Genomic DNA, 25,531 nt, shown 5'->3' on the forward strand with positions numbered 1-25,531 from the left:
GCCTGACCCGACCCCAAGGTGGGTCAGGCCGGCTCCTGCAGGAGCTCGATGGCGCGCTTGAACTGAAGGTCCTGCATGGCACGGTGCAGTGCCTCGAAGCGATCACTGCCGAGCGAAACCGTGAGCGAGGCGGCGAGTTCGTCGAACAGCGCCATAGCGCCCAGGCTTTGCTTGCGCAGGCTGTCGATGAAAAGCGCCAGATCCTCCGGATCGAGCTGGGCCGCCGTGGCCGCACCGGCCGCGGAGACCGCACCCGCACCGACCGTCCTGGCATCCTCGGCATCGAGAAACGGTTTCGCCGCCATCTGCAACTTGTGCAGCTCGCCACTCAGCGCACGCAGCATCTGGTCGGCCCGGCCCCGGTCGCCCGCCTTCAGGGCGGCCTGGGCATCGGCCGCCAGATGGCCAACGGCCTTGGCGCCCATCATTCCGGCGCTGCCATGGAGCTTGTGCAGACGCGCAGCCAGGACGGCTGACGATTCGCTCTTCGACGATGCGGCATTCACGCGGGCAAGATCACCGAACTCGGCGAGCAGACGGCGCAGGACGCTTCGCAACAGCGCCACATCGCCCCCCAGGCGCTTGACCGCGTCCGTCGCGTCGATGCCTTCTATCGATGGCCAGCCCAGCGGCAGATGCACCGCATCGGCAGCCACCTCGGCCGCCGACGGCACGCGCCGGCCCTGGGCCCGATCCGCATAGCCACGCACGCAGCGGATCAGGGCTTCCACATCGAAGGGCTTGCTGACGAAGTCGTCCATGCCCGCCTCGAACGCGCGCTCCCGCTCCGCCACGAGTGCGCTGGCGGTCAATGCGATCACCGGCAGCGTGAGTCCGAGTTCGCGCCGGATCAGCCGCGTTGCCTCGTTGCCGTCGAGCATCGGCATCTGGACATCCATCAGGACGAGGTCGAAAGCCCGAGGGGTCGAACGCAGCAGTTCGACCGCTTCGCGACCATTGTTCGCCAGGGCGACCTGTGCGCCCTCGCGCTCGAGAATGTGCTGGCAGACCTCCAGGTTGACCGGGCTGTCGTCCACCACCAGCACACGGACGGATGCGAGGCGCTGTTCGGTCGGAGTACTCCACGACACATCGTCCACCAGCGCGCCGAGCGCAGACGGCCGGGTTGTGCCGTCGGCTACGACTTCGAGCGGCAGGACAACCCAGAACTCGCTGCCGCGGCCCGGCGTGCTGCTGACACCGAGCTCGCCCCCCATCAACTCGGCAAGCTGCTTGACGATCGACAGGCCCAGCCCGGTGCCACCGAAGCGGCGCGTGGTCGACGTGTCGGCCTGCGTGAAAGGCTTGAAGAGGCGGGCCAGCACATCGGCCTCGATGCCGATGCCGGTATCGGTCACCGCGAAGCGCAGGCGCAGCCGGTCCCCGATGGGCTCCTGTGCCTGCACGCTCAGCCGCACGGAACCCTGTGCAGTGAACTTGATGGCGTTGCTCAGCAGGTTGACGAGGATCTGCCGGATGCGGGTGACGTCGCCGCGCACCCGGCCGGGCAGGTCTTCCGGGGCGTCGAGCCGCAGCGCAATGCCCCTGTGGTTGGCGTTCACGGTCATCATGGCCGCGACGTCCTTCAGCAACTCGCGCAGGCCGAACTCGGACTCGTCCAGCGCCATCTCGCCGGCTTCGATCTTCGAGATGTCGAGAATGTCATTGATCACGCCCAGCAGCGAATTGCCGGCCGCATCGATCTTCTGGAGGAACGACTGCTGCCTGGCGTCCAGCGGCGTCTGCCGCAGCAGATAGGTCAGCCCGATCACCGCGTTCAGGGGCGAGCGGATCTCGTGGCTCATGTTGGCCAGGAACTCGCTCTTCGCCTTGCTTGCCGACTCCGCCTGGTCGCGGCGCTCGTTCAGGGCGAGATTGAGGTTCTCGAGCTGGGTCTGCACGCGCTTCATTTCGGTCACGTCGACCGCCACCGAGATGAAGCCTTTCACGACATCGCCGTCCCGGTCGGGAATGTAGTGGAGCCAGTAGTGCACCGTGGTTCCATCCACGAGCGTGCGGGTGCGTTCGACGCGCTGCTCCTGGCCGGCGAGCGCGGTGCGGATGAAGGGTTCGTTCTTGCTGAACTGCTCGGCGCCGATCAGCTCCATGTGCGTGATTCCGATCATCTGCGCGGGCGAGCGGCCCATCCAGCGCAGATGGGCGTTGTTCGCGAAAGTGCAGCGCATCTCCGGCGTCCAGTAGGCGACGACGCCGGGAATGTTGTCGGTCACGATGCGCATGATGCGTTCGTTGTCGTGCATCTTCTCTTCCGCCAGCTTGCGCTCCGAGAGATCGGCCGCGATCGCGATGTAGCCAACGGCGTTCGCCTCGCCGTCGTACAGGGCGCTGACACTCAGATGAACCGGAACCCGGGTGCCGTCCTTGCGCACGTAAGTCCACTCGCTGGCGGCCGCCAACCCCGCGCCCGGTGCAGGCTCGAACACTTCGCCCGGCGCCAGCGGCCGGCCCAGTTCGGCCGACAGCGCCGTGGCGCGCGCATGAACCTCGTGGGCGTCGTGAAACCGGTTCATCTCGACGCGATCCACCACCTCCGACGCCGCATAGCCCAGCAGGGCCTCCGCTGCAGGATTGAACAAGGTCACCACGCCGTTGACATCGGTCGCGATGATGGCACTGCCCGCCCCCGTCAGGATCGCGCGCTCGCGCGTCGACAGCGCCAGCAGCTGGGCCGTGCGCTCGCTCACCTGCTGCTCGAGCATCGCGTTCAGCTCGAGGATGTGCGCCTTGTTCGCGTTTTCGTGCGTGATGTCCCGCACGGTCTGCGCGTCGCCGACCACCCGGCCGTCGGCCGCCCGGATCGGTGCCGCAGCAACGGAAACGGCGACCATCGCCCCGCCGCGGTGCCGGCGAAAGGTCTCGAATGCGGCGACGGACTTGCCCTCTGCGATGTGGCGCAGCATTTCCTTTTCCTCCGGCTCGTACGCCGCAGGCACCAGCAGGTCCGGCAGGGCCTGGCCAACGGCCTCCTCCGCGGTGTAGCCGAAGATGTGCGCTGCTGCAGCATTCCAGTCGGTGATGGTTCCGTCCAGGCGCCGGCCGATGATGGCGTCGTTGGAACTGGTCACGATGGCCGCCAGTCGCGAGCGCTGCTCGTCGGCAAGTTCCTGCCGGCGTCGCGTCACCTGATAGACATACGACAGCAGCGCCAGCACTGCAGCCAACGCGACCCCGGCCGCGAAGACCGCCCAGGGATCGCGCAGGTTCAGCTGGGTGGTGAACAGGGGCTGCGCGGTCACTTCCACCTGCCAGACACGTCCGAACAGTTGCAGCGGTGATGCGGTCATCCGCGCGCCGGCCGCAGCGGACGCACTGCCCGGCGACACGAAGAAGTGCTCGGGCTTGTCGGCGCGGGTGATGTCGGCCAGCGCAAGGGAAAACGCGCCGTCCTGAAAATCGAACCCCTTCAGCACTTCGTCGATGGCAAGGGGCGTCAAGACCCAGCCGACGGTTTCTGCGCGCGCAACCTCGGGCGCCATGGCCTCGCGAAAGCGCTGCTGAAACCTGGCGAGCTGTGCATCGATCCTGTAGACCGGCAACAGCAAGAGAAAGGCGCGCACCGGCCGCTGCTCCTGCGCCAGCGTGATCGGTGCCGTCAGGGTCGCTTCGCCGCTCAGCATCGCACGGTCGGCGGCAGCGCGGCGATTGGGCTCCGATGCAATGTCGATCCCGAAGCCGGGGGCGTTGCGGTCGGCAGGTTCGGCGTACTGGACCACATAGCGGTCGCCGTCGTTCGGACCCAGCTGCTGCAGGGTGAAATCGGGCTTGCCGTCCAGCCGCGCCGCGGCGATGAATGCCGCTTCATGATCGGCCGGCACCCGCCGGACAAAGCCGAAGCCACGGGATCCCGGAAACTCGCGATCGATATCGCGCGAGGCGCTGTACCGGGCGAATCCCAGCCGCGTGATGCCTGTCTCGCCGCCGGCGGCGATGACCGCGCCTCGCGCCCCGCGCAGGCCGTATTCGTACACATGCATGCGGGCGGCGACCTGCTCGACCGCGCGGCGGGTCAACGCATCAAAGCGGGTCTTCGCCCGTGCCTCGTTGTCTTCGGCCTGCCAGAGCCCGGCGACCACGGCCGCGCCTACGCCCACCACCAACACGACAAGGGAACGGCCCAGGCGGACGAAGCTGCTCACATTCAGCCAGTAGCGGACATGAGGCAGGCCTGGGCCCGGCCGGCTTGCTTGGCCTGCGCGAGCGCGCTGCCGGCCGCCCGGTGAAGGGGCTCGTGGTCAACGGCGGCGTCGGGTTCGCGAGGCACGGCCGCATCGAAAGAGGCAACGCCGGCGCTGCACGTCACATGCCGCGAAACGGGCGAGCCTTGATGCGAGATGTTCAAGGCTTCAATTTCGCCAAGCAGCCGGTTGGCAACGTGAAAGCCGCCCTCGGGCGGCGTATCGGGAAGGATCACGGCGAAGCGGTCGTTGTCCAGCCGGGCCACGAAATCACCGGGCCGGCGAACGCCGCGGCGCACGACCTCGGCCACCGCTGCGAGACAGGCATCCGCAGCCTTGCGGCCGTACAGGTTTTCAAACGACTTGAAGCAGTCCACGTCGAGCATGACGAGTGAAACAGCCTGGTTCGATTCCGAGGCACGCAGCAATTCGCGCGTCAGGGTGTCCTCCCAGGCGCGGCTGTTGGGCAGGCCCGTCAGGCCATCGACTCGCGACAACTTGCGCAAGTCGTCCGACAGCCGCTTGAGCTTGAGCTGGGTGTTGACGCGCGCCGTCACCTGCGATGCATTGAACGGCTTGCGGATGAAGTCGACCGCGCCCATCTGCAGCACGGCCACCTCCAGCTCGGCCTCCTGGTGGCTGCTGACGAAGATGACCGGAACGTCGGCGATCGACAGGTCGGCCTTCAAGGCCTCGCACACCTCCAGGCCGCTCATGTCGCCCAACTGCGCGTCGAGCAGGATCAGATCGGGCAGCGCCTCCTTTGCGAGCCGCAAGGCATCTGATCCGCTGGTCGCAAATCGAACGGTGGTGTAGTCCGAAAGTATCCGGCTCAGCACCTGGATGATCGAGGGGTCGTCATCGACAAGAAGCAGGCTTGCTTCGACTGCAGATTTTTTCATCGGGATATTCTGCCTCCCCGCTTTTCGTTGCCGTGCAGGAGGATACCCCGAGCCCTCTCGCGGGTCAGGCCGGAATAGCGAACTACCGACTTACTTTTGACACGCGCAGCACCTCGTAGCGTTCGTGAGCTTTCGTGTCACTGACACGCAAAACTCTCCGCCAACTCGAGGTTGCCCGTCCCCGTGTAGCGAGCCACCTTCGGATAGGAGCACAGAGGCCGCGTGCGAGTGGCCGACCAGGTTGATGGCACCTCGGGGTTGACACCACCGGCGTTCCCAGGCCCTCTTGCACTCGCGATGACCGAGTCTGGCGCGGCCCCCTGTTCAACCCACTTGACCAGCGCACTCAGCATGTCGAACTGATCCGTGGACGGCCCGTTGCCGCAATGGTTCATACCCGGCACACCGTACAGCCTGGCGAAGTTGGATGCATCCCCCCCATTGGCCGCTGTCAGGTTCTTGTACCAGGTGACGGAGTCGTCGTACGAGAAGACGGGGTCGCTCACGCCGTGCCAAACCATGACCTTGGCGCCGCGATTCTTGAGCTTCGACAGATCCGACGGGTTGGGAGGCGTCATGAAATCCATCGCGGACACAGTGAAGGTTGCGTTGGTCGCGGTGATGGATGCCGTGAGCGCATCGATCGAAGCGGTCAGCGCATCGACAGGAGGCCCCGGTGGCACGCCAAACACGGTTCCCACGGCCAACGGATCAAGCACCTGCGACAGGACGAATTCCCATCCCGCCCAGTCGGCGCCCGCCAGGCCCGGATCGAACGGGAACGTGTTGTAGATCGCCGCACCGGTCGAGGTCTTGGCGCCGGCAAAGATGTCGCCCACCACCTGCTTCTGCAGTGTCGTCAGGCAGGTTCCGTCGCGCGCGCCGCTGCAGGTGGGAACGTCGTCATTCAGGCTGAACACTGCTTGGCACTTGGCGGTGTCCGACACGATACCGTCGGTGGCCAGATCGAGCGCATCGCATTTGGCCAGGATCTTGTTGGCAACTGTCGTGCGCTCTGCTGCAGTGAAGGCCGTGGACAGATCCGGGATCGGGAAGCCACCGAGAAACGGGGGCGCCGTTGTCATCGCGCCCGGTGTTGCCGCCTTCGCGTACTGCTGGGTACCCCAGACCTGCGACACCGCCGCCTTGGGCAGGTTGTAGCCCGGCGCGCCCGCCAGGAAACCGTCGTACTCCTCGGCCAGACGGGCGGTGGCGACGAGCGTATGGCGCCCTCCGTTGGAGCATCCACCGAAATAGGAACGGTCCGGCTGTCTTCCGTAGGCCGACTTGATCAGCGCCTTGGCCATTGGCGTGATCTTCTGCGCGGCTTGATAGCCGTAGTCGAGCCGAGCTTGCGGTTCGAAGCCGAAGGTTGCCGACTGCGCTCCGGTATGCCCGGCATCGGAGCTAACCACCGCAAACCCCTGCAGGAGCGGGTTGGTCAGGGGCCCTCCACCGGTGCCAGCACCGTCCGCAGTGACCACCGTGCCGTCCAAGCCCCCGTTGCCCTGATAGTAGAAGCGCCCGTTCCACGCCTGCGGCAGCCTCATCTCGAAACCGATGGCATAGGTCTGGGCATCGCTTCCGGTTCGGCTGTACATCTTGCCGGTGACGAGGCAATGTGCGGCCACCGAGTTGCCCCCGACGCTGAGCACGCCAGCGGCGACATCGACGGCCGTGTCGATTGTGGTGTTGGGTGCGGAGAACGTGCTGGCAAGCGCGCCGCAGACGCCCAGTGTGCCGGGCTGTGCGGCGGAGAGCTGCGGAATGGCTGGCGTGACTGGTGTGACTGGCGTAGCCGGCGTCACCGGTGTGGCTGGCGTGATTGGTGTGGCTGGCGTGGCTGGCGTAGCAGCAATGGGCGGAATGACGCCGCCCCCTCCTCCACCACCTCCACCGCCACCGCAAGCCGTCAGCCCAATCAGCGTTGCCAGGCCCACGCCAGCGGCCGTTATTCCAGTGCGCATTTGTTTGTCTCCTGTTGGTGAGTCGCGGGCGCCCGAACAACCGTCCGCGGCGAGATTTAACTCCACACTGGAATTACTTTGCGTCAGTGTTTTCCATGGCCCGATTTACATTTTGATTCCATTGTGGAGATACATCGGGTCAAGCCGAGTACCTCTGGAGGGCGAGTGGCAGTGACCGACAATGCCCCGATGGCACACAAACAAGCTCGACCTGACACCACCCCCCGTGGCAACTTGTCCGAGGCTCAGCTGAAATCAGTCATCGGCTACCAGATGGCCCAAGCGTCGGTGGCGACAAGCCGCATCTACGATGCAGCCGTCGGCCGCAAGACCGGCCTGCATCGCCTGGAGTACACGATCTTGATGCTGGTGCGCGAGAACACCGGCTGCACGGCGTCGAGTCTGGCAAAGGCCCTCGACATATCCACGCCGAACATGGCGCTGTGGCTCGATCGGGTCACAGGCAAAGGTTTGGTGGATCGAGTACCGAGTGCGACGGATCGTCGATCCAACCACCTGCGCCTGACCCCTCATGGCGAGCAGATCGTCGTTGGCGCAACACTGGCGATCCTCAAGACCGAAGAGGCAATGCTGTCCCGACTCAGCTTCGGTGAGCGCGTTCTGTTGGCTGAACTTCTGCACAAGGTCGCGGGCTGCCGAGACACGATAGACGCGGCCGAACCCGATTGAACATTCGCGACGGCTCCCGTGATCCGATTCCGGGACTTCTGCCCCTCGAACGTTTGCTAAGGGTTGCGCCGGCTCACGTACTCAATCAGCGCTTTCAATTTCGACGGTTGATCGTGTCTGCTGGGGTAGTACAAGTAAAAGCCGGGAAACGTCGGTGAGAACGACGTCAATACGCGCTTGAGGCGCTTGGCCCGGAGGTAGGGTCGCGCAAGCTGCTCGAAGGTATAGGCAAGCCCGACGCCCTCGAGTGCAGCATCGATGCCGAACATCGTGTCGCTGATGGTGAGGTTGCCCTGGATCTCGTACTCCACCGGGCGGCCCTCCACTTCGAATTCCCATTTGTAGATCGCGCCCGTGGCGGCAAAGCGAAAGCGCACGCAGTTGTGCCGCACAAGTTCGTCCGGATGGCGCGGCGCAGGAACCCGCCGCAGGTACTCCGGAGAAGCCACCACCGCAACGGCGACCGGACCACCGAGGGGGACGGCGACCATGTCCCTGTGGATGCTCTCGCCAAAGCGGACGCCGGCGTCGAAGCCTTTCTCGACGATGTCCACGAAGCCCTCGTCGTTGGTCAGTTCAAGCTGAACATGGGGATGCTCCTGCAGGAAGCCGGCCAATATGGGCTGCAAGACCAGCGCGGTTGAAATCCGCGCGGCATTCAGGCGCAATGTGCCGGCGGGCCGCCCCTGCAGCACGTGTAGCTCCTCACCCGCATCGATGACCTGGCCCAGGGCGGGGCCGATCCGGGCGAGGTAGGCCTGACCGGCTTCCGTCAGGCTGACGCTTCGTGTCGTTCGGTTCAACAGGCGCACGCCCAGCCGGGTCTCCAACTGCCGGATCGCCTGACTCAGCGCAGAGGGTGACACCTCCAGATCCGCAGCCGCCGAGGTGAACCCGCGATGTTCTGCCACTTTCCAGAACGCCATCAATCCATCGAGTTGTCTCAGCTTCATACCTTGAAGCTTAACTTCACAAGGCGTTCGGCATTGACCCATTTTTCTTTCTTATCCCTGTTTCTAAAGTCGGCACCACCCGCAAAGGATGAAACAGAAAAATGACCGAAGCCCGAAAGCCGCAAATCAGCACCAGTCGCATCAAAGCCGTCCGGCGCTCGCTGGCGACCTCTTTCGTTGCAGTGCTGGGCATCGGTGTCAGCGTCGCGTGGCCGACCCACGCAGTGGCCAGCCTGGCGCTGGCGCAGAAGTACACGTGCGTCGCATGCCACCAGCCCACGGCCAAGGTGGTGGGCCCCTCCTGGAAGGACATCGGGGCCAAGTACGGCGACGGCAAGGGAACCGCCGCGCAACTCGCGGCAAGCATCAAGGGCGGCAGCTCGGGCAAGTGGGGCCCGATGCCCATGCCGCCGCAGGCCCAGGTTCCCGATGCCGACGTGCAGTCGCTCGCGCAATGGCTGCTCGACGGCGCCAAGTGATATCCATCAATCCAACCGCAGAGATCCGAACATGAGCGCGCTCCACATCAACGGCCGGAACCACACGGTCGACGCCGACCCCGGCACCCCCATCCTCTGGGCCCTGCGCGACACGCTGGGCATGACCGGCACCAAGTTCGGCTGCGGCGCCGCGTTGTGCGGCGCCTGCACCGTGCACCTGGACGGCCAGGCCATCCGCTCGTGCATCACGCCCATCTCCGCGGCCGAGGGCAAGAAGATCACCACCATCGAAGCGGCAACCAATGGCAGCGACCCGGTGGGCGCCGCGGTGCATGCGGCATGGGTCAAGCATGACGTGGCGCAGTGCGGCTACTGCCAGAGCGGCCAGATCATGAGCGCGACGGCCTTCCTCAAATCGCAGCCCAAGGGCAAGCAGCCCTCGGTCGCCGAGATCGACTCGGCCATGGCCGGCAACATCTGCCGCTGCGGCACCTATGCCCGCATCCGCGCCGCGGTGGCAGATGCCGCCAAAACCCTCGCCTGAAGGATCGCCACATGCTGCCCACCTCGATCGACCCCAGCGAAATGCCGCGCATCCTGCAGCGTCTGATGGCCGCAGGCCAACCTGACGAAGCCGAAGCCGCAACACTGCCCCGCCGCAGCTTCCTGAAGCTGGCCGGCGTCGGCGGCCTGGCGCTCGGCGCCTTTCCGCACCTCGCCATGGCGCAGGCCAATGGCGCAGGCCCGGCGGCGAGCGCCCTCAAACCGACGCAGCAGCCGCTGGCCTTCGTGCAGATCGCCACCAACGGCGAAGTCACCGTGACCATCAACCGGCTGGAGTTCGGCCAGGGTGTGCAGACCGGCTTGCCGATGATCCTGGCCGAGGAGCTCGATGCCGACTGGAGCCTGGTGCGAAGCAAGAGCGGCACCAACGACGCCGCGTACCACGACCCCGCCTTCGGGATGCACCTTACCGGCGGCTCCAACTCGATCAAGAACAGCTTCACCCAGTACCGCGAGCTCGGCGCCCGCGCCCGGGCCATGCTGCTGTCGGCGGCAGCGGCACGCTGGAAGGTCGACGTGGCCACGCTGCGCACGCAGGCCGGCACGGTGATCGGCCCGGGTGGCCGCAAGCTGGGCTACGGCGAGCTGGCCGAAGCCGCCATGGCCCTGCCAGTGCCCGAGAAGATCACGCTGAAAAATCCCAAGGATTTCAAGATCATCGGCCGCCCCACCACGCGGCTGGACGCCCGTGCCAAGAGCAGCGGACGCCAGGACTTCGGCATCGACGTCAAGCATCCCGGCCAGCTCACCGCGGTTGTGGCCCATCCCCCCGTGTTCGGTGCCCGCCTGAAGTCGGTGGACGACAGCGCGGCGCGCGCCATCAAGGGCGTGAAGGCCGTGCTGCGCGTGCCGCTCGATCGCGGCGCCGAAGGCATCGCCGTGGTGGCCGACGGCTACTGGCCGGCCAAGCTGGGCCGCGACGCGCTGAAGTTGCAATGGGATACCTCGGCCGTGGAGAAGGTGGACAGCGAAAAGCAACTGGCCCAGTACCGTGAACTGGCCACGAAGCCGGGCCCGCGCAAGTTCGAGGCCGACATGGCACCGCTGGCCACAGCGCCCAAGCAGTTGGAAGCCGAGTTCGTGTTCCCCTATCTGGCCCATGCGCCCATGGAGCCGATCAACTGCACCGTCAAGCTGTCCGAGGGGCGCGCCGAGCTGTGGGTCGGCACCCAGTGCGCCGGGCTGGACGCGGCCGCGGCGGCACGCGTGCTGGGCCTCAAGCCTGAGCAGGTGATGGTGAATGTGCAGATGGCAGGTGGCGGCTTCGGTCGGCGTTTTGCCGGCACCAGCGATTTCGTGGTCGAGGCCTGCGAGATTGCCAAGGCCGCGCGCAGCGCCGGCCTGAACGTGCCGGTGCGCCTGCTGTGGAGCCGCGAGGACGACATCAAGGGCGGCTACTACCGCCCCATGCACCTGCACCGCGCGCGCATCGGCTTCGACGAACGCGGCAAGATCCTGGCGTGGGATCACACCATCGTCGGCCAGTCCATCACCACGGGCACGGTGTTCGGCGAATTCCAGGTGAAGAACGGCATCGATGCCACGGCCACGGAGGGCATGCGCGACCCGTACCCGGTGCCGATGCGCCTGACCGTGCACCACCCCCAGGTCAACGTGCCGGTGCTCTGGTGGCGCAGCGTGGGTTCGACCCACACCGCTTTCGTGATGGAAACCCTGATCGACGAGATCGCCCGCAGCACCAAGCAGGACCCGGTGGCCTACAGGATGCAGCTGTTCGGCGACAAGCACCCGCGCCACCGCGCCGCGCTGCAGCTCGCGGTGGACAAGAGCGGCTACGGCAAGAAGCAGTTGCCAGCCGGCCGTGCCTGGGGCGTGGCGGTGCATGAGTCCTTCGACTCCGTGGTGGCCTACGTGGTGGAAGCCTCCGTCAAGGACGGCCAGCCGGTGCTCGACCGCGTTACCAGCGGTGTGCACTGCAACTTGGCCGTCAACCCGCGCAGCGTAGAGGCCCAGGTGCAGGGCGCGGCGGTCATGGGCCTGTCGATGTGCCTGCCCGGCGGCGCCATCACATTGAAGGATGGCGAAGTGCAGCAAGGCAACTTCGGCGATTTCACCGTGGCCCGCATCACCAACATGCCGGAGTTCGCTGTCCACATCGTGCCCAGCGCCGATGCGCCCACCGGCATGGGCGAGCCCGGCCTGCCGCCGCTGGCGCCCGCGTTCGCGAACGCCATCGCGCGAGTGACTGGGAAGCCATTGCGGCAGTTGCCCTTCAACCTGGCGTGACCGGACAGTGCGCGGATAGCCATCGGGACTGCCGGTAGAATCTGCACCGCATGCGGGTGTAGTTCAATGGTAGAACGGCAGCTTCCCAAGCTTCATACGAGGGTTCGATTCCCTTCACCCGCTCCAGGTATCGCGCGCGGCGACCTCAATGCCGGAGACAAGAGACTCGCATGAAGCTTTCCGCTGCTGCCTTCGCGGTGACCCTGTCGCTCTCTTTCATCTCGCCGCAGGTCGGTGCGCAGGCAAGACAGACGCGTGACGAGTTCTTCTGGCTTGGCGAGATCAACAAGGCCACGGCGGTCATCAATACCGACGAAGGACTGCTCGACCGGTCGATGACGTCGCTGGTTTACTCCGGCATCACAAAAGTGCTGGCCGACGGCGACAAGCCGGGTGGCAAGCGGCCCACCAATGTCATCACCTTCGAGCCGCTGCTGATCGAAGCTGCCGGCCCCGAGATCACCCTGCTGCATGCCGGCCGTTCCAGCCAGGACATGCTGGCGACCCTGCGCTCGGCCATCCTGCGCGACGACATGCTGGCCCTGGCCGATCAGCTCAACAAGACGACCGGCACCATGGTGAAGCTGGCGGGCCAGCACAAGGCCACCATCGTTCCCAACTACACCAACGGTGTAGCTGCCCAGCCCAATAGCTACGGCCACTACCTGCTGGGTATCGCGGCCGGCCTGGACCGTGACGCGCAGCGCATCCGCGAGGCCTATGCGCGAATCGACCGCTCGTCCATGGGCACCACAGTGCTCAACGGCAGCAGCTGGCCGCTCAACCGCAAGCGCATGGCGGACTACCTGGGCTTTGCCGCCACGGTGGACAACGCGTATGACGCCTCTCAGGTCTCGTCGGTAGACGAGCCGGTCGAGGCCGGCGCCATCGTCAGCGCCATCGCGCTGCATGCCGGCACCTTCGTTGAAGACGTCATGACCCAGTACGCGCAGGCCCGCCCGTGGATTCTGCTGCGGGAGGGCGACGGCAATACCTACGTGTCCAGCGCCATGCCACAGAAGCGCAACCCGGGCCTGCTCAACAGCACTCGCCGTGATGCATCGACCGCCTTGACCCTGGGCCTGGGAGCAGCCCTTCAGGCGCACAACATTCCGCCGGGCATGAGCGATGCAAAGGAGTCCAGAACCACCAGCGCGATGGTGCGCAGCGCCATCGGCGTACTGGGCAACTGGGACAAGATCCTGACCGCGCTGGTTGTCGATCCGGATCGGGCGCTGGAAGAACTCAACAGCGATTGGACGGCATCGCAGGAACTCGCCGACGTTCTGATGCGCAAATACAAACTGCCCTTCCGTGTGGGGCACCATTTCGCGTCGGAAGTGGTGGAGTACGCCAAGGCCAAGAACATCAAACCGCTGGACTTTCCCTACGTGGAAGCGCAGCGCATCTATGCCGAGACGGTGAAGGGCACTGGCGCCGCGGCCGTGCTGCCCATGTCCGAGGCAGAGTTCCGCTCAACGCTGGATCCGATCGCCATCGTCAGGAACCGCCAGACCGCTGGCGGCCCGCAGCCAAGGGAGATGGAGCGGATGCTCAGGGAATCGACGAAGCGCATAGCTGATCAAGAAGCCTGGATCAACGCACGCCGGACGTACATCTCGTCGGCGCTGCTACGACTGAATTCGGATTTCGACAAGCTGGGTGCGGCAGCGCGTTAAGACTCCATCGCAGGCGCTGCCCTACGGCAGCCCCGCAATGCGCGCATCCTTCCCCGCGTTGTCCATCCAGCGCTCGGCATCTTCGGCCAGCATCAAACCGTCCGCCCGCAGACGCTGCACCTCGCTTCGCACCTTCGTCAGGTAGGCCTCGCGGCTGGGGTACCGCTCTGCAATCGAGCGCCGCGGGTCGCGCCTGGCAGCGGCCTCGCGGGCATCCGCCGCAAATGGCAGGTAGCTGCCGTCGAGGCCGCACAACTGGCCTGGCGCGAAACCGGTCTTGCGCCGGTTCCAGCCGGTGTAGGTGGCCAACGGCACTGCAATGTCGGGCAGGCGGATGCCGGCCTCGTCGTTTCCATCAGCGTCGGTTCTTGGCACAAGCACGGTGTAGGTGCGCGCGGGATCGGGCCGCGCGGGCATGGCGCCGTGGTCGGTCACGGCGAGGGCATTGGGCGCAGGCAGCGTCATGCCGAGCGGCGAGAGATCGGGGAACCGCATGGCCGCGGCAGTCGCCGGTACCAGCGTGCCGTCGCGCACGGTGGGGTAGCGGCTGGCGGGTGGCGCCTTTCTGTCGCGTGCCCACTCGACCATGCGCGTCAGCAATGCGCGATACACCGGCTGCTGTTGCGCCGGGTTGATGGGCACTTCGCAGAGGGGCGCTGTCGGCGTGCGTGCGGTGACGTGCTGCGTCGACGACATCAGATACACCCGCACGTCTTCGGGCAGTGCGATGTCGTGCCCTGCCCCATCGGTGGCGACCAGTCCGGCGCGGCCTTGCCAGTACTCGAGGCCACTGTCGAGGTGGAAGACCTTCGGGCACGTGCTGTCGGCGGCGCAGCGCGCAAACAGGCCGTCGCGCCGGCCGCTCAGCGGATCAGTGGTTGTCGCGTAGGTAAACGGAAACTGGTCGCCGTAGAAGAAGTGATCCTCATGCTGGCGCGAGTAGCGGCCGGGCTGGGCCCAGCGCACGTTGGTGTAGGTCTTGCGCGAGCCGGCGATGGTTGCGACCATGCCATCGAACACGCGCTGGCCGCCCGGGCCGGCGTTGAAGCCCTGCCACACCCAGTCGCGCAGGAAGCGTCCCGATTGCGAGATACCGATCGCGACCGTGACCCTCGGCTTCAGGTCTGCCAGCGGGCTCGCCTGCCCGCTCGCGTCGGGCAGGCCCGTCTTGAGATGCGACACGATGTCCCGCAACGACGCCATGCCCAGGCCCATCGGGCGCGGGTCGCGGGCCGTGTACCTGAACTGGTAGATCGCACCGGCGTCGAAGCCGGCCGGCCGTTCGAGTTCAATCGACTTCGCATCCTTGTAGCGCCACTGCGCCGGGCCGATCACGGTTGGCGGCGCTTCGGGCCGCGCACGCACGGTCAACTCGCCCGCGGAGGGATCGAGCGAGGCGGCCGGATAGCTCAGCGGCAGGACGCCGCGTTGGCCCGGCGCGTCGAACACGTTCTCCTCGAACGCCATGCCGGTGATCGGTTGCCCGCCTTGCGTAGCAACCGGCAGCACCATGCCGACGGTCTTGCCGGTCGGGTCGGCCGGCATATCGCCTTGCCAGCCGACCCACAGTAACGTATGGCCCTGGCGCATCAGCCAGCCCGTGCCGGCCTCCTCGGCCTGGTCGGTTTGAAGGCTGCCGCCATTGACGATTTCGAGCATCAGCTTGCGGCCGCGATTCGCGACATCGAGCACCCATGTTCCCGAGGACTTGGCACTGTCGCGAGGCCGCAGGATGACGACGTCGGCCTGATAGCGAACCTTGCCGTCGGCGGACGCGGCCGCTGCTGCGTCGACGATGCCGCGGTTTGCCGGGTGCGACGGGTCGAGGGCCACCTGGGCCTGCGCCACCACGCGCTCGTACGGCCCGGCATCGCCGAAGGCACGCCCTGCAAAGGCCGGCTGCCGCTCGCGCACAAGCAGCTGCTCGACCACCGCGGGTGCACCGCTCGAAGTGGGTAGCTGTGCACACCCGACAAGTGCGGCAAGCAGCGCCGCCATGATCGCGATTCGCCCGCACAGGCCCCATACCGGGGTTGCCAGTCTTTTCATTTTTTTGTCTCCGGAATTTGTCGGCGATCATTTGCCATCGCACCGTGTTGTGCCATTCGCCTTTGATTGAGGCCACCTTCGGCGTTCATTGAGGAAGCGCACCGTGATCAACCTGAACCGATTCGACCTCGTCTCGCTGCGCCTGTATGTCGCCGTGGTCGATGCCGGAAGCCTGACCGCCGGCGCGGGCCGTTTCGGCATCTCGCTGGCGGCCGCGAGCAAGCGCATTGCCGAACTGGAGCGGCATTGCGGATTCACGTTGCTGCAGCGGGGGCAGCGCGGCGTGATCGCGACCGCCAACGGACAAGTCCTGCACCGCCTTGCGATCGAGGTTGTCGCGCGCCTCGAGCAACTGGTGCTGGAGATCGACGATCTGCGCACCGGCGCCGCGGGCCATCTGCGCCTGTGGGCGAACCCCTCGGCCTTCGGCGGCTTCCTGCCGCGGCTCTTGTCGGCCTACGCCGAGCAGCACCCGGACGTGCGCATCGATCTGGAGGACGCACTCAGCGAAGACGCCGTGCGCGCGGTTCAGAAAGGCGTCGCCGAGCTTGCGGTGATCGGCGACAACGTGCCTTGCGAAGATCTGGAAACCTTCGCCTGCAATGTCGACCACCTGGTGTTGCTCGTCCCGGCTGACCATGCAATGGCCAGCGCCCCGAGCGTCCGGCTGGAGCGGGTGCTCGACCACGACCTGATCACGCTCGCGCGCACGGCGTCGCTCACCCGCAAGGTGATGGCTGCTGCCGAGGGCCTTGGCTGCACGGTGCGAATCCGCGTGCAGGTGCGCAGCTTCGATTCGATGTGCCGAATGGTGGCGTGCGGGCTCGGCCTTGCCATCCTCCCGCGCGCTGCGGCTGTGCTCTATGCCGGGGCGCTGGGGTTGCACATCGTCGCCCTCGAAGGACTGGACGTTCAGCGTCGGCTGCTGGTCGCGATGCGGAGCCGGGCACTGCTGTCGCCGGCGGCGGCGGCGCTGGTGGACATGATCGAGCGGGATTTGGCCGAGTGACGGCCGCTCACGCCCCCGCATCCCCGGCGATGACGCTCCGGCTCATCGCCTCGCCTTGGGCTTTTTGCACGTCTGCGTGCTGAAGGTTGCCCACCTGCTCCGCGCAGTACGCAAGCAGCTCGTCGAGTTCGGTAGATTTGTCGAACACCCTGTCGGCACCGAGTTCTGCTGCACGCAGGCGAACCTCGGGCGTTGCGTAGTTCGTCAGCACCACGATCTTCTGGTACGGCTGCCTGTTCTGGCAGCCCGCCAGCACGCCCAGGCCAGTTCCGCTTTCGAGCTGCAGATCGACGATCGCCAGATGCCAGCTGCCGTCGTGCGCGGCCAGCCACTGGTCGGTTTCCGCCTGGGTCGCGGAATGCGCGACCACGCGCACCTCCGCGATTTCCTGCAGGGTCTCGATCAGGTTTTCCAGAATGACCGCGTTGTCTTCTGCCAGGTAGGTGATGAGTTTTTGCTTGTGCATGCCGGTTCTCCTTCCGGCAGTGTCCGTGCCCTCACCCCGCGCGCTGCCGTCAGCGTGCGTCTCGCCCCGTAGGACAGCGCGCGGCTGCGGCCGACCGCCTTTGCGTGAGCGTTCGGCGCCCGGTACTACTTTCTTGTTCTTGCGTGTTCGGGCGGCGTCCGCACAATCGTCGCGAGAACAACCAAGAGGAGCAGAGGTGAATGACGATGCATCGCAGCGCACACGAACCAAGCTTGAATGGGAGGCCGCTTGCGAAAAGCTCGGCAACGCGCTGGTGCCGCCCTACAAGGGCCTGCCGTCCAGCAACCGGGACGACATCGTGGCGTACTTCGACCAGGTGCAGCGGCGGCTCGATCAAATGAGGGCCGTGTACGGCATCGGGCCGAGGCTCGAAGCCCCGCCCCCACCGTAGCGCAGCAAGCCCCTGCCCCACTGCACGGGTTCGAACTTACGCGTGGGCTGGCTCGCGCGATTGCCGCTCTTCGCCGGTTGCCTGCAGCGCAGTGGTCTGTGCGAGATGCAGGATCTCTTCCACCTGATCGATCCAGTCGAAGTCGGCACTGGTCAGGAAAACGGGTTTGTGCGGCGCCGCCAGGTAGCGCGTCATGGCCTTCTCGCCGATTTCATCGCTGTGCGATTGGTACGCTTCCAGCAGCGATTCGCCGCCGCCGGTCGCGCCGAAATGATCACGCAACGGATCTTCCCCGATCTCCACGATGACCCGGGCCGCGCCAACTCCGCCCGGTGGATAGATCGCAAACCGCACGCTGGCGGTATCAAAACAAAATATCGCTTCGCTCACAGCTGTCTCCTCAGGTTGTCTCCTACTTTTTGGGCGTCGATATCTGATGCTTCTGCCACAGCGGTGGAGGACGGCAAATCGAGGAAGGTTTTGTAGGATGCGTCCTACGCCCAGATGCGGCCGGCGCCGGTACTCCGAATCCGGCTACGAACCCAGCAAATCCTGTGCTTCGTCGTCGAAACCGGGCACCGGCTGCGCCTTGGCCAGCGCCATCCACACGCCGAATGGAATGCGCTGCACCGGCCGATGCAGGGCGGCACGGGCCACGGCGAGGTGGCCCTCTTCGAGCACCAGCACGCCACAGCCTTCGGGAACCTCGTCGGGCGACGCGATGCAGCGGCCCCTGGCGTCGTTGCCCAGCACGTACCAGCACTCCCCGCCCAGGTCGAGGTAGGCGGCGCGTTTGTCGGGTTTGCGCAGGTCGCCGAGCAGGTCGGCGCGGCTCACTTTCACCTCGTGCACGACCGGTTGTGCATAGGCCTCGACGCTGGTGTTGCGGATCGAGAACACGTCGGGCCGCGCGATGCACCAGCGCGGCTTGCCGCCCTCCTCTGTCGGCGCGAGCCGGGCCCGCAGGCTCAGGCCCCGCCAGGCGATGCGGCCGTTGCGCGTCATCTCGCGCGCCACGCGTTCGACCAGCGCCTCGTGCGTGGACAAGGCGCCGCGGTTGACCACGAGCGAATCCGCGATGTGCGCGATGCCGCGGTCGGTCACGCGCAATGTCTCGTGGCCCTGCGCCGATCGCACCCGCGCCAGCAGCCCGGCTGCGAGCAGGTCGACTTCGATGGCGTCGCAGCAAGGCCAGCCGGCCGAGCGGTACACCTCGCGCAGCCGGCGCGCATGCACGCGGCCCAGCATGAGGGCGTTGAACGGCGGGTCGGCCACTGGCGGCGTGATGATCGGATCGATGATGGGCGGCTCGACCGCGGGCGGGTCGCCCTCGGGTGGCGGGCCGGGCGGCATCGCAGGCGGCATCGGCGGCACGCCGGTCGGCGGCGGATCGACGGGCACCTCGTGGGCAGTGATTTCGACAGCGTGCATGGCGACAGATTAAGGGCTAATGGAAGTCGCGGCTCGTGTGGTTGTGCGCCAGCCGGCCCATCAGCGGGGTCAAGTCCCTGAAGCCGGTGGCGACCAGGTGGCAGACCTTGCCGCCGCTGTCGACATCGCGCTGCCAGGTGCCCTGCACGGCCAGCAGATGCGACTGCAGCAGCGGATCGCGCCAGGCCTCGACCACGTGGTTCCAGACGATCACGTTGACGTTGCCGGTCTCGTCTTCGAGCGTGACGAAGATGGTGCCCTTGGCGGTTTGCGGGCGTTGCCGGCCCATCACGATGCCGCAGGCGCGCACGGTGCGGCCGTCGGGCAGCGCCAGCAGCTCCTGCGCGCTCAGCAGCTTCATGCGCGCCAGCCGCGGGCGCAGCAGTTCGAGCGGATGGCGGCGCAGCGTGAGGCGCAGCGCAGCATAGTCGCCGACGATCTCCTCGCCCTCGGGCGCAGCGGGCAGCTGCAGTGCGTGCTCGTGGATCGGCACGCCCTTGAGCAGCGCGGGCGCGCGGCGCTGCGCGGTCGCATCCCAGACCTGCTGGCGGCGGTGGCCCGACAGTGCCATGAGCGCGTCGGCACCGGCGAGTGCGGCCATGTCCTTGCCTTCGAGTTCGGCCCGCACGGCGAGGTCTTCGGTGCTGGTGAACGGGGCCTGCGCGCGGGCCTGGACCAGGCGTTCGGCACCGGCCTTGCTCAGGCCCACGATGCGGCGCAGGCCGAGCCGCACGGCCGGCTGGCCGGGATTGCCCGAGCGGTCGAGGAAGCGCGGGTCGACCGTCGTTGCCGCAGCGGGCGCGCGCGCCTCGATCGTGCAATCGAGCTGGCTCACCATCACATCCACCGGCCGCACTTCGACGCCATGCCGCCGCGCGTCCTGCACGAGTTGCGAGGGCGAATAGAACCCCATCGGCTGCGAGTCGAGCATCGCCGCGAGGAAGCAGGCGGGCTCGTGGTATTTGAGCCAGCAGCTCACCACCACCAGCAGCGCAAAGCTCGCCGCATGGCTCTCGGGAAAGCCGTACTCACCGAAGCCTTCGCACTGCTTGAAGATGGCCTCTGAAAACGGTCGGTCGTAGCCATTGGCTTCCATGCCGCCCACCAGTTGCTGGCGGAATTTGTCGATGCCGCCGGTACGCTTCCAGGCTGCCATGGCGCGCCGCAGGCGGTCGGCCTGGTCGGGCGTGAACTTGGCCGCGATCATCGCGATCTGCATCACCTGCTCCTGGAAGATCGGCACGCCGAGCGTACGGCCCAGCGCTTCGAACAAGGCCGGATATTTGTAGACGACGGGCTGGCCCTTGCGCTCCTTCTCGCGATTCTTCAGATAGGGGTGCACCATGCCGCCCTGGATCGGCCCAGGCCGCACGATGGCCACCTCGACCACGAGGTCGTAGTACTCGCGTGGCTGCAGGCGCGGCAGCATCGACATCTGGGCCCGGCTCTCGATCTGGAACACGCCGATGGTGTCGGCGTCGCAGATCATGTCGTAGACCTCGGCATCGTCGTTCGGGATCTGGTGCATCTCCAGCGCGCTGCCGCGCCACTGGTTGACGAAGTCGAGCGACCGCTTGATGGCGCTCAGCATGCCTAGCGCCAGCACGTCGACCTTGAGCATGCCCATCGCTTCGAGATCGTCCTTCTCCCACTGGATGACCGAGCGGTCTTTCATGGACGCCTTTTCGACCGGCACCAGCCGCGTGAGCTTGGTCTGCGTGAGCACGAAGCCACCGACGTGCTGGCTCAGGTGCCGCGGAAAGCCCTTGAGCTGCTGCGTGAGCTCGAGCCACTGGCGCAGCCGGAGCGTGCTTTCGCGCACGCCGGCGCTGGCCATGGCTTCCTCGAGCCGTGCATCGAGGATCTCGGTGTCGAACCAGTGATGGTCTTTGGCAAAGGCATCGATCAGTCGCGCGTCGATGCCGAGCGCCTTGCCCACGTCGCGCAGGGCGCTGCGCGTGCGGTAGCGGATCACGACCGCGGCGATGGCAGCGCGCTCGCGGCCGTATTTGTCGTAGATGTACTGGATGACCTCTTCGCGCCGCTGGTGCTCGAAGTCGACATCGATGTCGGGCGGCTCGCGGCGCTCGCGGCTGAGGAAGCGCTCGAACAGCATGTTGCCGATTTCAGGGTCGATCGCCGTGATGCCTAGGCAATAGCAGACCGCCGAGTTGGCCGACGAGCCGCGCCCCTGGCACAGGATCTCTTTCGAGCGGGCGAAACGCACGATGTCTTCGACCGTGAGGAAGAACATCTCGTACTCGAGCTCGACGATGAGGTCGAGCTCGTGCTGAACCTGGTGCTGCACGTTCTGCGGAACGCCTGCCGGATACCGCTTGGCCGCGCCCTCCCAGGTCCGGCGCACCAGCGTCTGCGTCGGCGTTTCGCCGCCGCCGACGTTCTCGAGCGGGTACTTGTAGGTCTCGCGGATCACATCGGGGTCGAAGCGGCAGCGCCCCATTACCACCAGCGTGTTGGCGAGCAACTGCGGCGCATGCAGGTCGGCCAGGCGCAGGCGCGAACGCAGGTGGCGCTCGGCATTGGCCTGCAGCGCAAAGCCGCAGTCGGCCACGGCCTTGCCTTCGCGGATGGCGGTGATCACGTCCTGCAACGGCTTGCGCGAGCGCACGTGCATGTGCACATCGCCTGCGGCCACCAGCGGCACGCCGGTGTCGGCACTCAACTGTGCCAGCGTGGCGAGCCAGAGGTCGTCGTCGAGTTCGTTGAACAACTCGACCGCGATCCACAGGCTCGCGCCGAACCGGGCTGCAGCGCCCGCCACATCGTCGCGCAGCGCCGCCAGATCGACAGCACCGCCAAAGACACGCTGTGGCACGAGCAGCACTTCGCAATGGCGCAACGAGGCGACGTCGCTGGCATCCCAGCTCACGCGGTAGTCGCCCTTGGGGGCTTCGGTGGTGCGCGCCGCGGTGATGAACTCGCAGAGGTTGCCCCAGCCTTCTAGGTTGTGCGCGATCACCACGAGCTTGAAGCGCTCGAACCGGAACTCGCTGCCGAACAGCAGGCGGAATCCGGGGTTGCGCGGCTGCGGTGCTTCGTCGGGATGCGTCTGGTCGTACTCGTCGAGCGCTTCGAGATGCTCGCGCAGGCCGACGTGCGCGCGCACCACGCCGGCGACCGAGCATTCGTCGGTGATGGCCAGCGCGCGGTAGCCGAGCTGGTAGGCGCGCGCCACGAGCTCCTCGGGGTGCGAGGCACCGCGCTGAAAACTGAAGTTGGTCAGGCAATGAAGCTCGGCGTAGTCCGGCAGGGCCAGGGCCTGCGCCACCGGCTGCGGCAGCGCATGCAGCCGGGCCGGCCGGCGCGCCTGCAGTTGCTTGTCGCTGAGTTCAGGCATAGAGGCCCTGCAGATACCAGCGCGGCGCTTCGTCGGAAGCGAGCGGCGCCGACAGCCGCTCGCGGTACACCCACACCAGGCCGGCTTCGGGGCTTTCGGCGATGTAGTAGTCGCGCACCGCAGGGTGGCCGCCCTCTTCGGCCGTGCCGCCCCACCAGCCGGCCTCCAGCCGCTGCGGGCCGACCAGGCGGCGCAGCTTGCCGTGGTAATGCGGGTGGCCATCGCGCATTTCGAGCGGCACAGGTTCGCGCAGCAGCCAGGGCGGATAAATGTCAGCCCCCCGGCTTGCCACTTCGTGTGCTTCGCCACCCCCCGGGGGGGAGGCGCGGCCCGCCTTGGGGCGGTCCGGCGGCGACCGCATCTCCGCTCTGGAGGCCAAAGCCGGCCGCCACGCCTGCATCGCCTCGGGCCGATGGTCGGCCTGCGCCACCGGCACCACCACCTGCTGCGCGCCGAGCCGCGCGCTGAGCCGCTCGACCAGTTCATGCAGCTTGTCGCCCTTGCGGTTGTCCTCGGGCAGAAAGCTCGTGCTGGCGCCGGCCCAGGGCGAGGTTTCGAGCGAGCGCAGGCGCAGCCAGCTTGCGGGTGCGGCGAGCTGGGCGAGCGCGAGCCGCTCGCTCATCAAGCGGCGCAGATGCGCCATGTCCTGCGTCGGCTCTGCCGTGCGCACCGTGATGCTCTGGTGCGGCGGCAGGTTGACGCCGTTGTAGCGCTTCAAGTCGAGCGTCCACTGCAGTTCGAGCGCGACCGCCCCGCGCTGGCGCGCGCGCAGCCAGATCTGCAGCGCCGCGAGCAGGCGGTTGGCCGACCACATGAGTTCGGGCGCCGTCTCGGCCAGTGCCGGCAACTCGAGCTTCTGCTCGAACACGTCGGGCAGCGTGAGCCAGCGGTGCTGCTCGGGACGGAGGCCCCAGGCCATGTCGAGCGCCTCGCGCAGGGCCTTGCCGAAGCGCCGCGCCAGCCCGCCGCGCGGCAGCGCCGCCACGTCGCCCCAGGTGCGGCAGCCCAGGCGCTCCAGCACGTCGAGGTGATCGCGCGCGGCCGTGAGCGTGTGCAGGGGCAAGGCGGCGGGTGTGTCGGCCGGCGGCTTCACGCCCGCCGCATAGAGACGCAGCCGCGCCAGCGCGATCAGGCTGGTGGCACCCTGCGCCTGCTGGAGTCGCTGCGCGGGTGTGGATGCCGAGAGCAGGCGCATCAAAGGCAGCCGCCCACCCCACAGCCGCTCGCAGGCCGACACCTCGAGCAGCAGCGCTTCATCGAGCCAGGCTACGCGCGGCGTGTAGCCGAGCGCCCACCAGCCCAGGGCCTCTCTCGATGGCATGGCGCAAGCAGCGTCCTCGGCCTCGTCACGCCACTGCAAGGCGATCCAGTGCATGGCGCTCCCTCCTGCGCAGATCGAGGCGCACCACGATGCCGCCGGGCGCTGCGGGCAGCACAACGCCTTGCTGCTGCAGCCGCGCCTTGCGGCGCAGCTGGCTGGCGGCCAGCAGCGCCGTCATGCGCGCATTGCGGGCCGGCAGCGTCAATGGCGCGGCCAGCGGCGGGCCGCGGCGCTTGAGCAGGTGCACGTCCATCTGCCCTGCTTCGGCCGACACCACCTGCAACCGCAGCCGGGCCGGCGAGGCCGACTGCGCCACCGATTCGGGCCGGAACACGAACAACAGGCCTTCGTGCTGCGCGGCCGCGAGTTGCAGCCGCCGCAATTCACCCACGCGCGCCTGCGGCAGCCACGCCAGCACGGCCGCCACATCGGCGCAGCGCAACGCCTGCTCGCAGGCCCACAAGCGTTGAGCGCCGCCGCCCGGCGCGCCACGCACCCACATCAACGCCTCCACCGGCAACCCACCCGCCGCGAGCGCAGGCCCGAAGGGTTCGTGCGGGGCGCCGATCAGCACCACCGGCCCGCCACGGGTCTCCACCGCCTGCGCCAGCGCAGGCAGCAGCAGTTGCCACACATGCGCCTCGGGAGTCGACTGCAGCACCTCGGTCATGGCGCCGACCGGCCAGCCGCCCCCCGGCAACTGCGCATCGAGCGCGGCATGGCCGGAGCCGACAACCTGCGCGTCGGCCCCGCCCAGCTCGTCGCCGCGCCACATGTTGTGCCGCCCGGAAGTCAGAAAGGGGTCGAGGGAAGGAAGGCCCATGGTGCAATCGAGTAACTGTATTTTTATACAGTATTCCGGCGGCATGGGTTTTTCTTTTTGCATGACCGCAGCGATCATTCGGGAACCCGCCATGAACCCTCCTTCCCTGCGTCGATCCCGCTTCCTGCGTCTCGGCGCCGGGCTCGCCTTCGGCGCCACGCTGCCGTTGTCCACCCTCGCCCAACCCAGCCAGCCCACCCGCATGAACACCCGCCCCATTCCCGCCACCGGCGAAGCCCTGCCCGTGATCGGCTGCGGCACCTGGATCGGCTTCGACGTGGCGCCCGACAGCGCCGAATACCGGCGGCTGCCGGGCGTGCTCGACGCGCTGTTCGCCGCCGGCGGCAAGGTGCTCGACAGCTCGCCGATGTACGGCCGCTCCGAGGCCGTGACCGGCGACCTGCTGGCCGCGGCGAAGCAGCGCGACCAGGCCTTTCTGGCCACCAAGGTCTGGACCAGCGGCCGCGAGGCCGGCATCGCGCAGATGGAGCAGTCGTTTGCACGCCTGCGCACCGAACGCATCGACCTGATGCAGGTGCACAACCTGGTCGACTGGCGCACCCACCTCACGACGCTGCGTGGCTGGAAAGAACAAAAACGCGTGCGATATGTCGGCATCACGCACTACACCGCTTCAGCCTATGCCGAGGTCGAGGCCGTGCTGCGGGCCGAGAAGCTCGACTTTCTGCAGATCAACTATTCAATGGACGACCGCGCGGCCGAGCAGCGCCTGCTGCCGCTGGCGGCCGAGCGCGGCGTGGCGGTGATCGTCAACATGCCGTTCGGCGGTGGCGGCCTGCTGCGCAAGCTGCGCGACCAGCCCCTGCCCGGCTGGGCCGCCGGGATCGGTTGCACGAGCTGGGCGCAGGTGCTGCTGAAGTTCGTGCTGAGCCACCCGGCCGTGACCTGCACGATTCCCGGCACGAGCCGGCCGGAGCACATGGCGGACAACGCAGCGGCGGGGTCGGGCCCTGTGCCCGATGCCGCGTTCTGGCGCCGGCATGCGGCGTCGGTGCCGGTCTGA

19 protein-coding genes and 1 tRNA gene are annotated in these 25,531 nt (G+C 67.1%); 9 read left to right on the top strand and 11 right to left on the bottom strand.

What is annotated here, in order from left to right; genetic code table 11:
- Window positions 1-23: 23 nt before the first annotated feature.
- From QTI05_RS21220 to QTI05_RS21230, 3 genes are all read right to left on the bottom strand, one after another.
- Window positions 24-4,157: a CHASE domain-containing hybrid sensor histidine kinase/response regulator gene (locus tag QTI05_RS21220; protein ID WP_286620750.1), complete on the bottom strand. Its 4,134-nt coding sequence runs from the start codon at window positions 4,155-4,157 to the stop codon at window positions 24-26.
- Between the two features lie 2 nt (window positions 4,158-4,159).
- Complete coding sequence (locus QTI05_RS21225; protein WP_286544978.1) at window positions 4,160-5,098, bottom strand: GGDEF domain-containing response regulator; 939 nt, start codon at window positions 5,096-5,098, stop codon at window positions 4,160-4,162.
- 137 nt (window positions 5,099-5,235) lie between these two features.
- A complete protein-coding gene (locus QTI05_RS21230) occupies window positions 5,236-7,065 on the bottom strand; it encodes a tannase/feruloyl esterase family alpha/beta hydrolase (RefSeq protein WP_286620751.1) in 1,830 nt (609 codons plus the stop codon).
- A 165-nt stretch (window positions 7,066-7,230) separates the two neighbouring features.
- Here QTI05_RS21230 and QTI05_RS21235 point away from each other — a divergent pair, with 165 nt between their 5' ends.
- Complete coding sequence (locus QTI05_RS21235; RefSeq protein WP_286544982.1) at window positions 7,231-7,755, top strand: MarR family winged helix-turn-helix transcriptional regulator; 525 nt, start codon at window positions 7,231-7,233, stop codon at window positions 7,753-7,755.
- Window positions 7,756-7,811: 56 nt separating this feature from the next.
- Here the strand turns inward: QTI05_RS21235 and QTI05_RS21240 are convergent, their stop codons facing one another.
- Window positions 7,812-8,708 (bottom strand): LysR family transcriptional regulator, encoded by an 897-nt coding sequence (locus tag QTI05_RS21240; RefSeq protein WP_286620752.1) that lies wholly within the window; start codon window positions 8,706-8,708, stop codon window positions 7,812-7,814.
- Window positions 8,709-8,809: 101 nt separating this feature from the next.
- Here QTI05_RS21240 and QTI05_RS21245 point away from each other — a divergent pair, with 101 nt between their 5' ends.
- From QTI05_RS21245 to QTI05_RS21265, 5 genes are all read left to right on the top strand, one after another.
- A complete protein-coding gene (locus tag QTI05_RS21245) occupies window positions 8,810-9,187 on the top strand; it encodes a c-type cytochrome (protein ID WP_286620754.1) in 378 nt (125 codons plus the stop codon).
- A 31-nt stretch (window positions 9,188-9,218) separates the two neighbouring features.
- On the top strand, window positions 9,219-9,692 hold the full coding sequence (locus QTI05_RS21250) for a (2Fe-2S)-binding protein (RefSeq protein WP_286620756.1): 474 nt from the start codon (window positions 9,219-9,221) through the stop codon (window positions 9,690-9,692).
- Between the two features lie 11 nt (window positions 9,693-9,703).
- Window positions 9,704-11,959, top strand: a complete 2,256-nt coding sequence (locus QTI05_RS21255; protein ID WP_286620757.1) for a xanthine dehydrogenase family protein molybdopterin-binding subunit — start codon at window positions 9,704-9,706, stop codon at window positions 11,957-11,959.
- Between the two features lie 52 nt (window positions 11,960-12,011).
- Window positions 12,012-12,085 (top strand) — tRNA-Gly (locus tag QTI05_RS21260).
- A gap of 44 nt (window positions 12,086-12,129) precedes the next feature.
- Window positions 12,130-13,638 carry a lyase family protein gene (locus QTI05_RS21265; protein WP_286620759.1) on the top strand — a complete coding sequence of 503 codons (1,509 nt, stop codon included), beginning with the start codon at window positions 12,130-12,132 and terminating at the stop codon, window positions 13,636-13,638.
- A 21-nt stretch (window positions 13,639-13,659) separates the two neighbouring features.
- On the opposite strand, the gene QTI05_RS21270 is transcribed toward QTI05_RS21265, so the two are convergent.
- Entirely contained in the window at window positions 13,660-15,687 is a 2,028-nt protein-coding gene (locus QTI05_RS21270; protein ID WP_286620761.1) for an alpha/beta hydrolase domain-containing protein, read from the bottom strand.
- 103 nt (window positions 15,688-15,790) lie between these two features.
- On the opposite strand from QTI05_RS21270, the gene QTI05_RS21275 reads away from it, so the two are divergent.
- Window positions 15,791-16,696 (top strand): LysR family transcriptional regulator, encoded by a 906-nt coding sequence (locus tag QTI05_RS21275; RefSeq protein ID WP_286620763.1) that lies wholly within the window; start codon window positions 15,791-15,793, stop codon window positions 16,694-16,696.
- A gap of 7 nt (window positions 16,697-16,703) precedes the next feature.
- Here the strand turns inward: QTI05_RS21275 and QTI05_RS21280 are convergent, their stop codons facing one another.
- Window positions 16,704-17,162, bottom strand: a complete 459-nt coding sequence (locus tag QTI05_RS21280; protein WP_286544998.1) for a response regulator — start codon at window positions 17,160-17,162, stop codon at window positions 16,704-16,706.
- 196 nt (window positions 17,163-17,358) lie between these two features.
- Between QTI05_RS21280 and QTI05_RS21285 the strand changes: the two genes are divergently transcribed.
- On the top strand, window positions 17,359-17,574 hold the full coding sequence (locus QTI05_RS21285; protein WP_286545000.1) for a hypothetical protein: 216 nt from the start codon (window positions 17,359-17,361) through the stop codon (window positions 17,572-17,574).
- A 36-nt stretch (window positions 17,575-17,610) separates the two neighbouring features.
- On the opposite strand, the gene QTI05_RS21290 is transcribed toward QTI05_RS21285, so the two are convergent.
- From QTI05_RS21290 to imuA, 5 genes are all read right to left on the bottom strand, one after another.
- A complete protein-coding gene (locus tag QTI05_RS21290; protein ID WP_286545003.1) occupies window positions 17,611-17,964 on the bottom strand; it encodes a hypothetical protein in 354 nt (117 codons plus the stop codon).
- Window positions 17,965-18,108: 144 nt separating this feature from the next.
- The gene (locus QTI05_RS21295) at window positions 18,109-19,005 is read right to left on the bottom strand and encodes a hypothetical protein (RefSeq protein ID WP_286620765.1); all 897 of its coding nucleotides are present in this window, start codon (window positions 19,003-19,005) and stop codon (window positions 18,109-18,111) included.
- 16 nt (window positions 19,006-19,021) lie between these two features.
- Window positions 19,022-22,363 carry an error-prone DNA polymerase gene (locus QTI05_RS21300; RefSeq protein ID WP_286620766.1) on the bottom strand — a complete coding sequence of 1,114 codons (3,342 nt, stop codon included), beginning with the start codon at window positions 22,361-22,363 and terminating at the stop codon, window positions 19,022-19,024.
- On the bottom strand, window positions 22,356-23,738 hold the full coding sequence (locus QTI05_RS21305) for a DNA polymerase Y subunit UmuC family protein (protein WP_286620767.1): 1,383 nt from the start codon (window positions 23,736-23,738) through the stop codon (window positions 22,356-22,358). The genes QTI05_RS21300 and QTI05_RS21305 overlap by 8 nt, the downstream gene beginning before the upstream one ends.
- A complete protein-coding gene (gene imuA / locus QTI05_RS21310; RefSeq protein ID WP_286620768.1) occupies window positions 23,710-24,507 on the bottom strand; it encodes a translesion DNA synthesis-associated protein ImuA in 798 nt (265 codons plus the stop codon). Before imuA ends, QTI05_RS21305 begins: the two co-directional genes overlap by 29 nt.
- A 106-nt stretch (window positions 24,508-24,613) precedes the next feature.
- Here imuA and QTI05_RS21315 point away from each other — a divergent pair, with 106 nt between their 5' ends.
- Window positions 24,614-25,531, top strand: a complete 918-nt coding sequence (locus QTI05_RS21315) for an aldo/keto reductase (RefSeq protein ID WP_444812951.1) — start codon at window positions 24,614-24,616, stop codon at window positions 25,529-25,531.

The sequence above is a fragment of the Variovorax fucosicus genome (genome assembly GCF_030316825.1).
Classification (GTDB): Bacteria; Pseudomonadota; Gammaproteobacteria; order Burkholderiales; family Burkholderiaceae_C; genus Variovorax; species Variovorax fucosicus.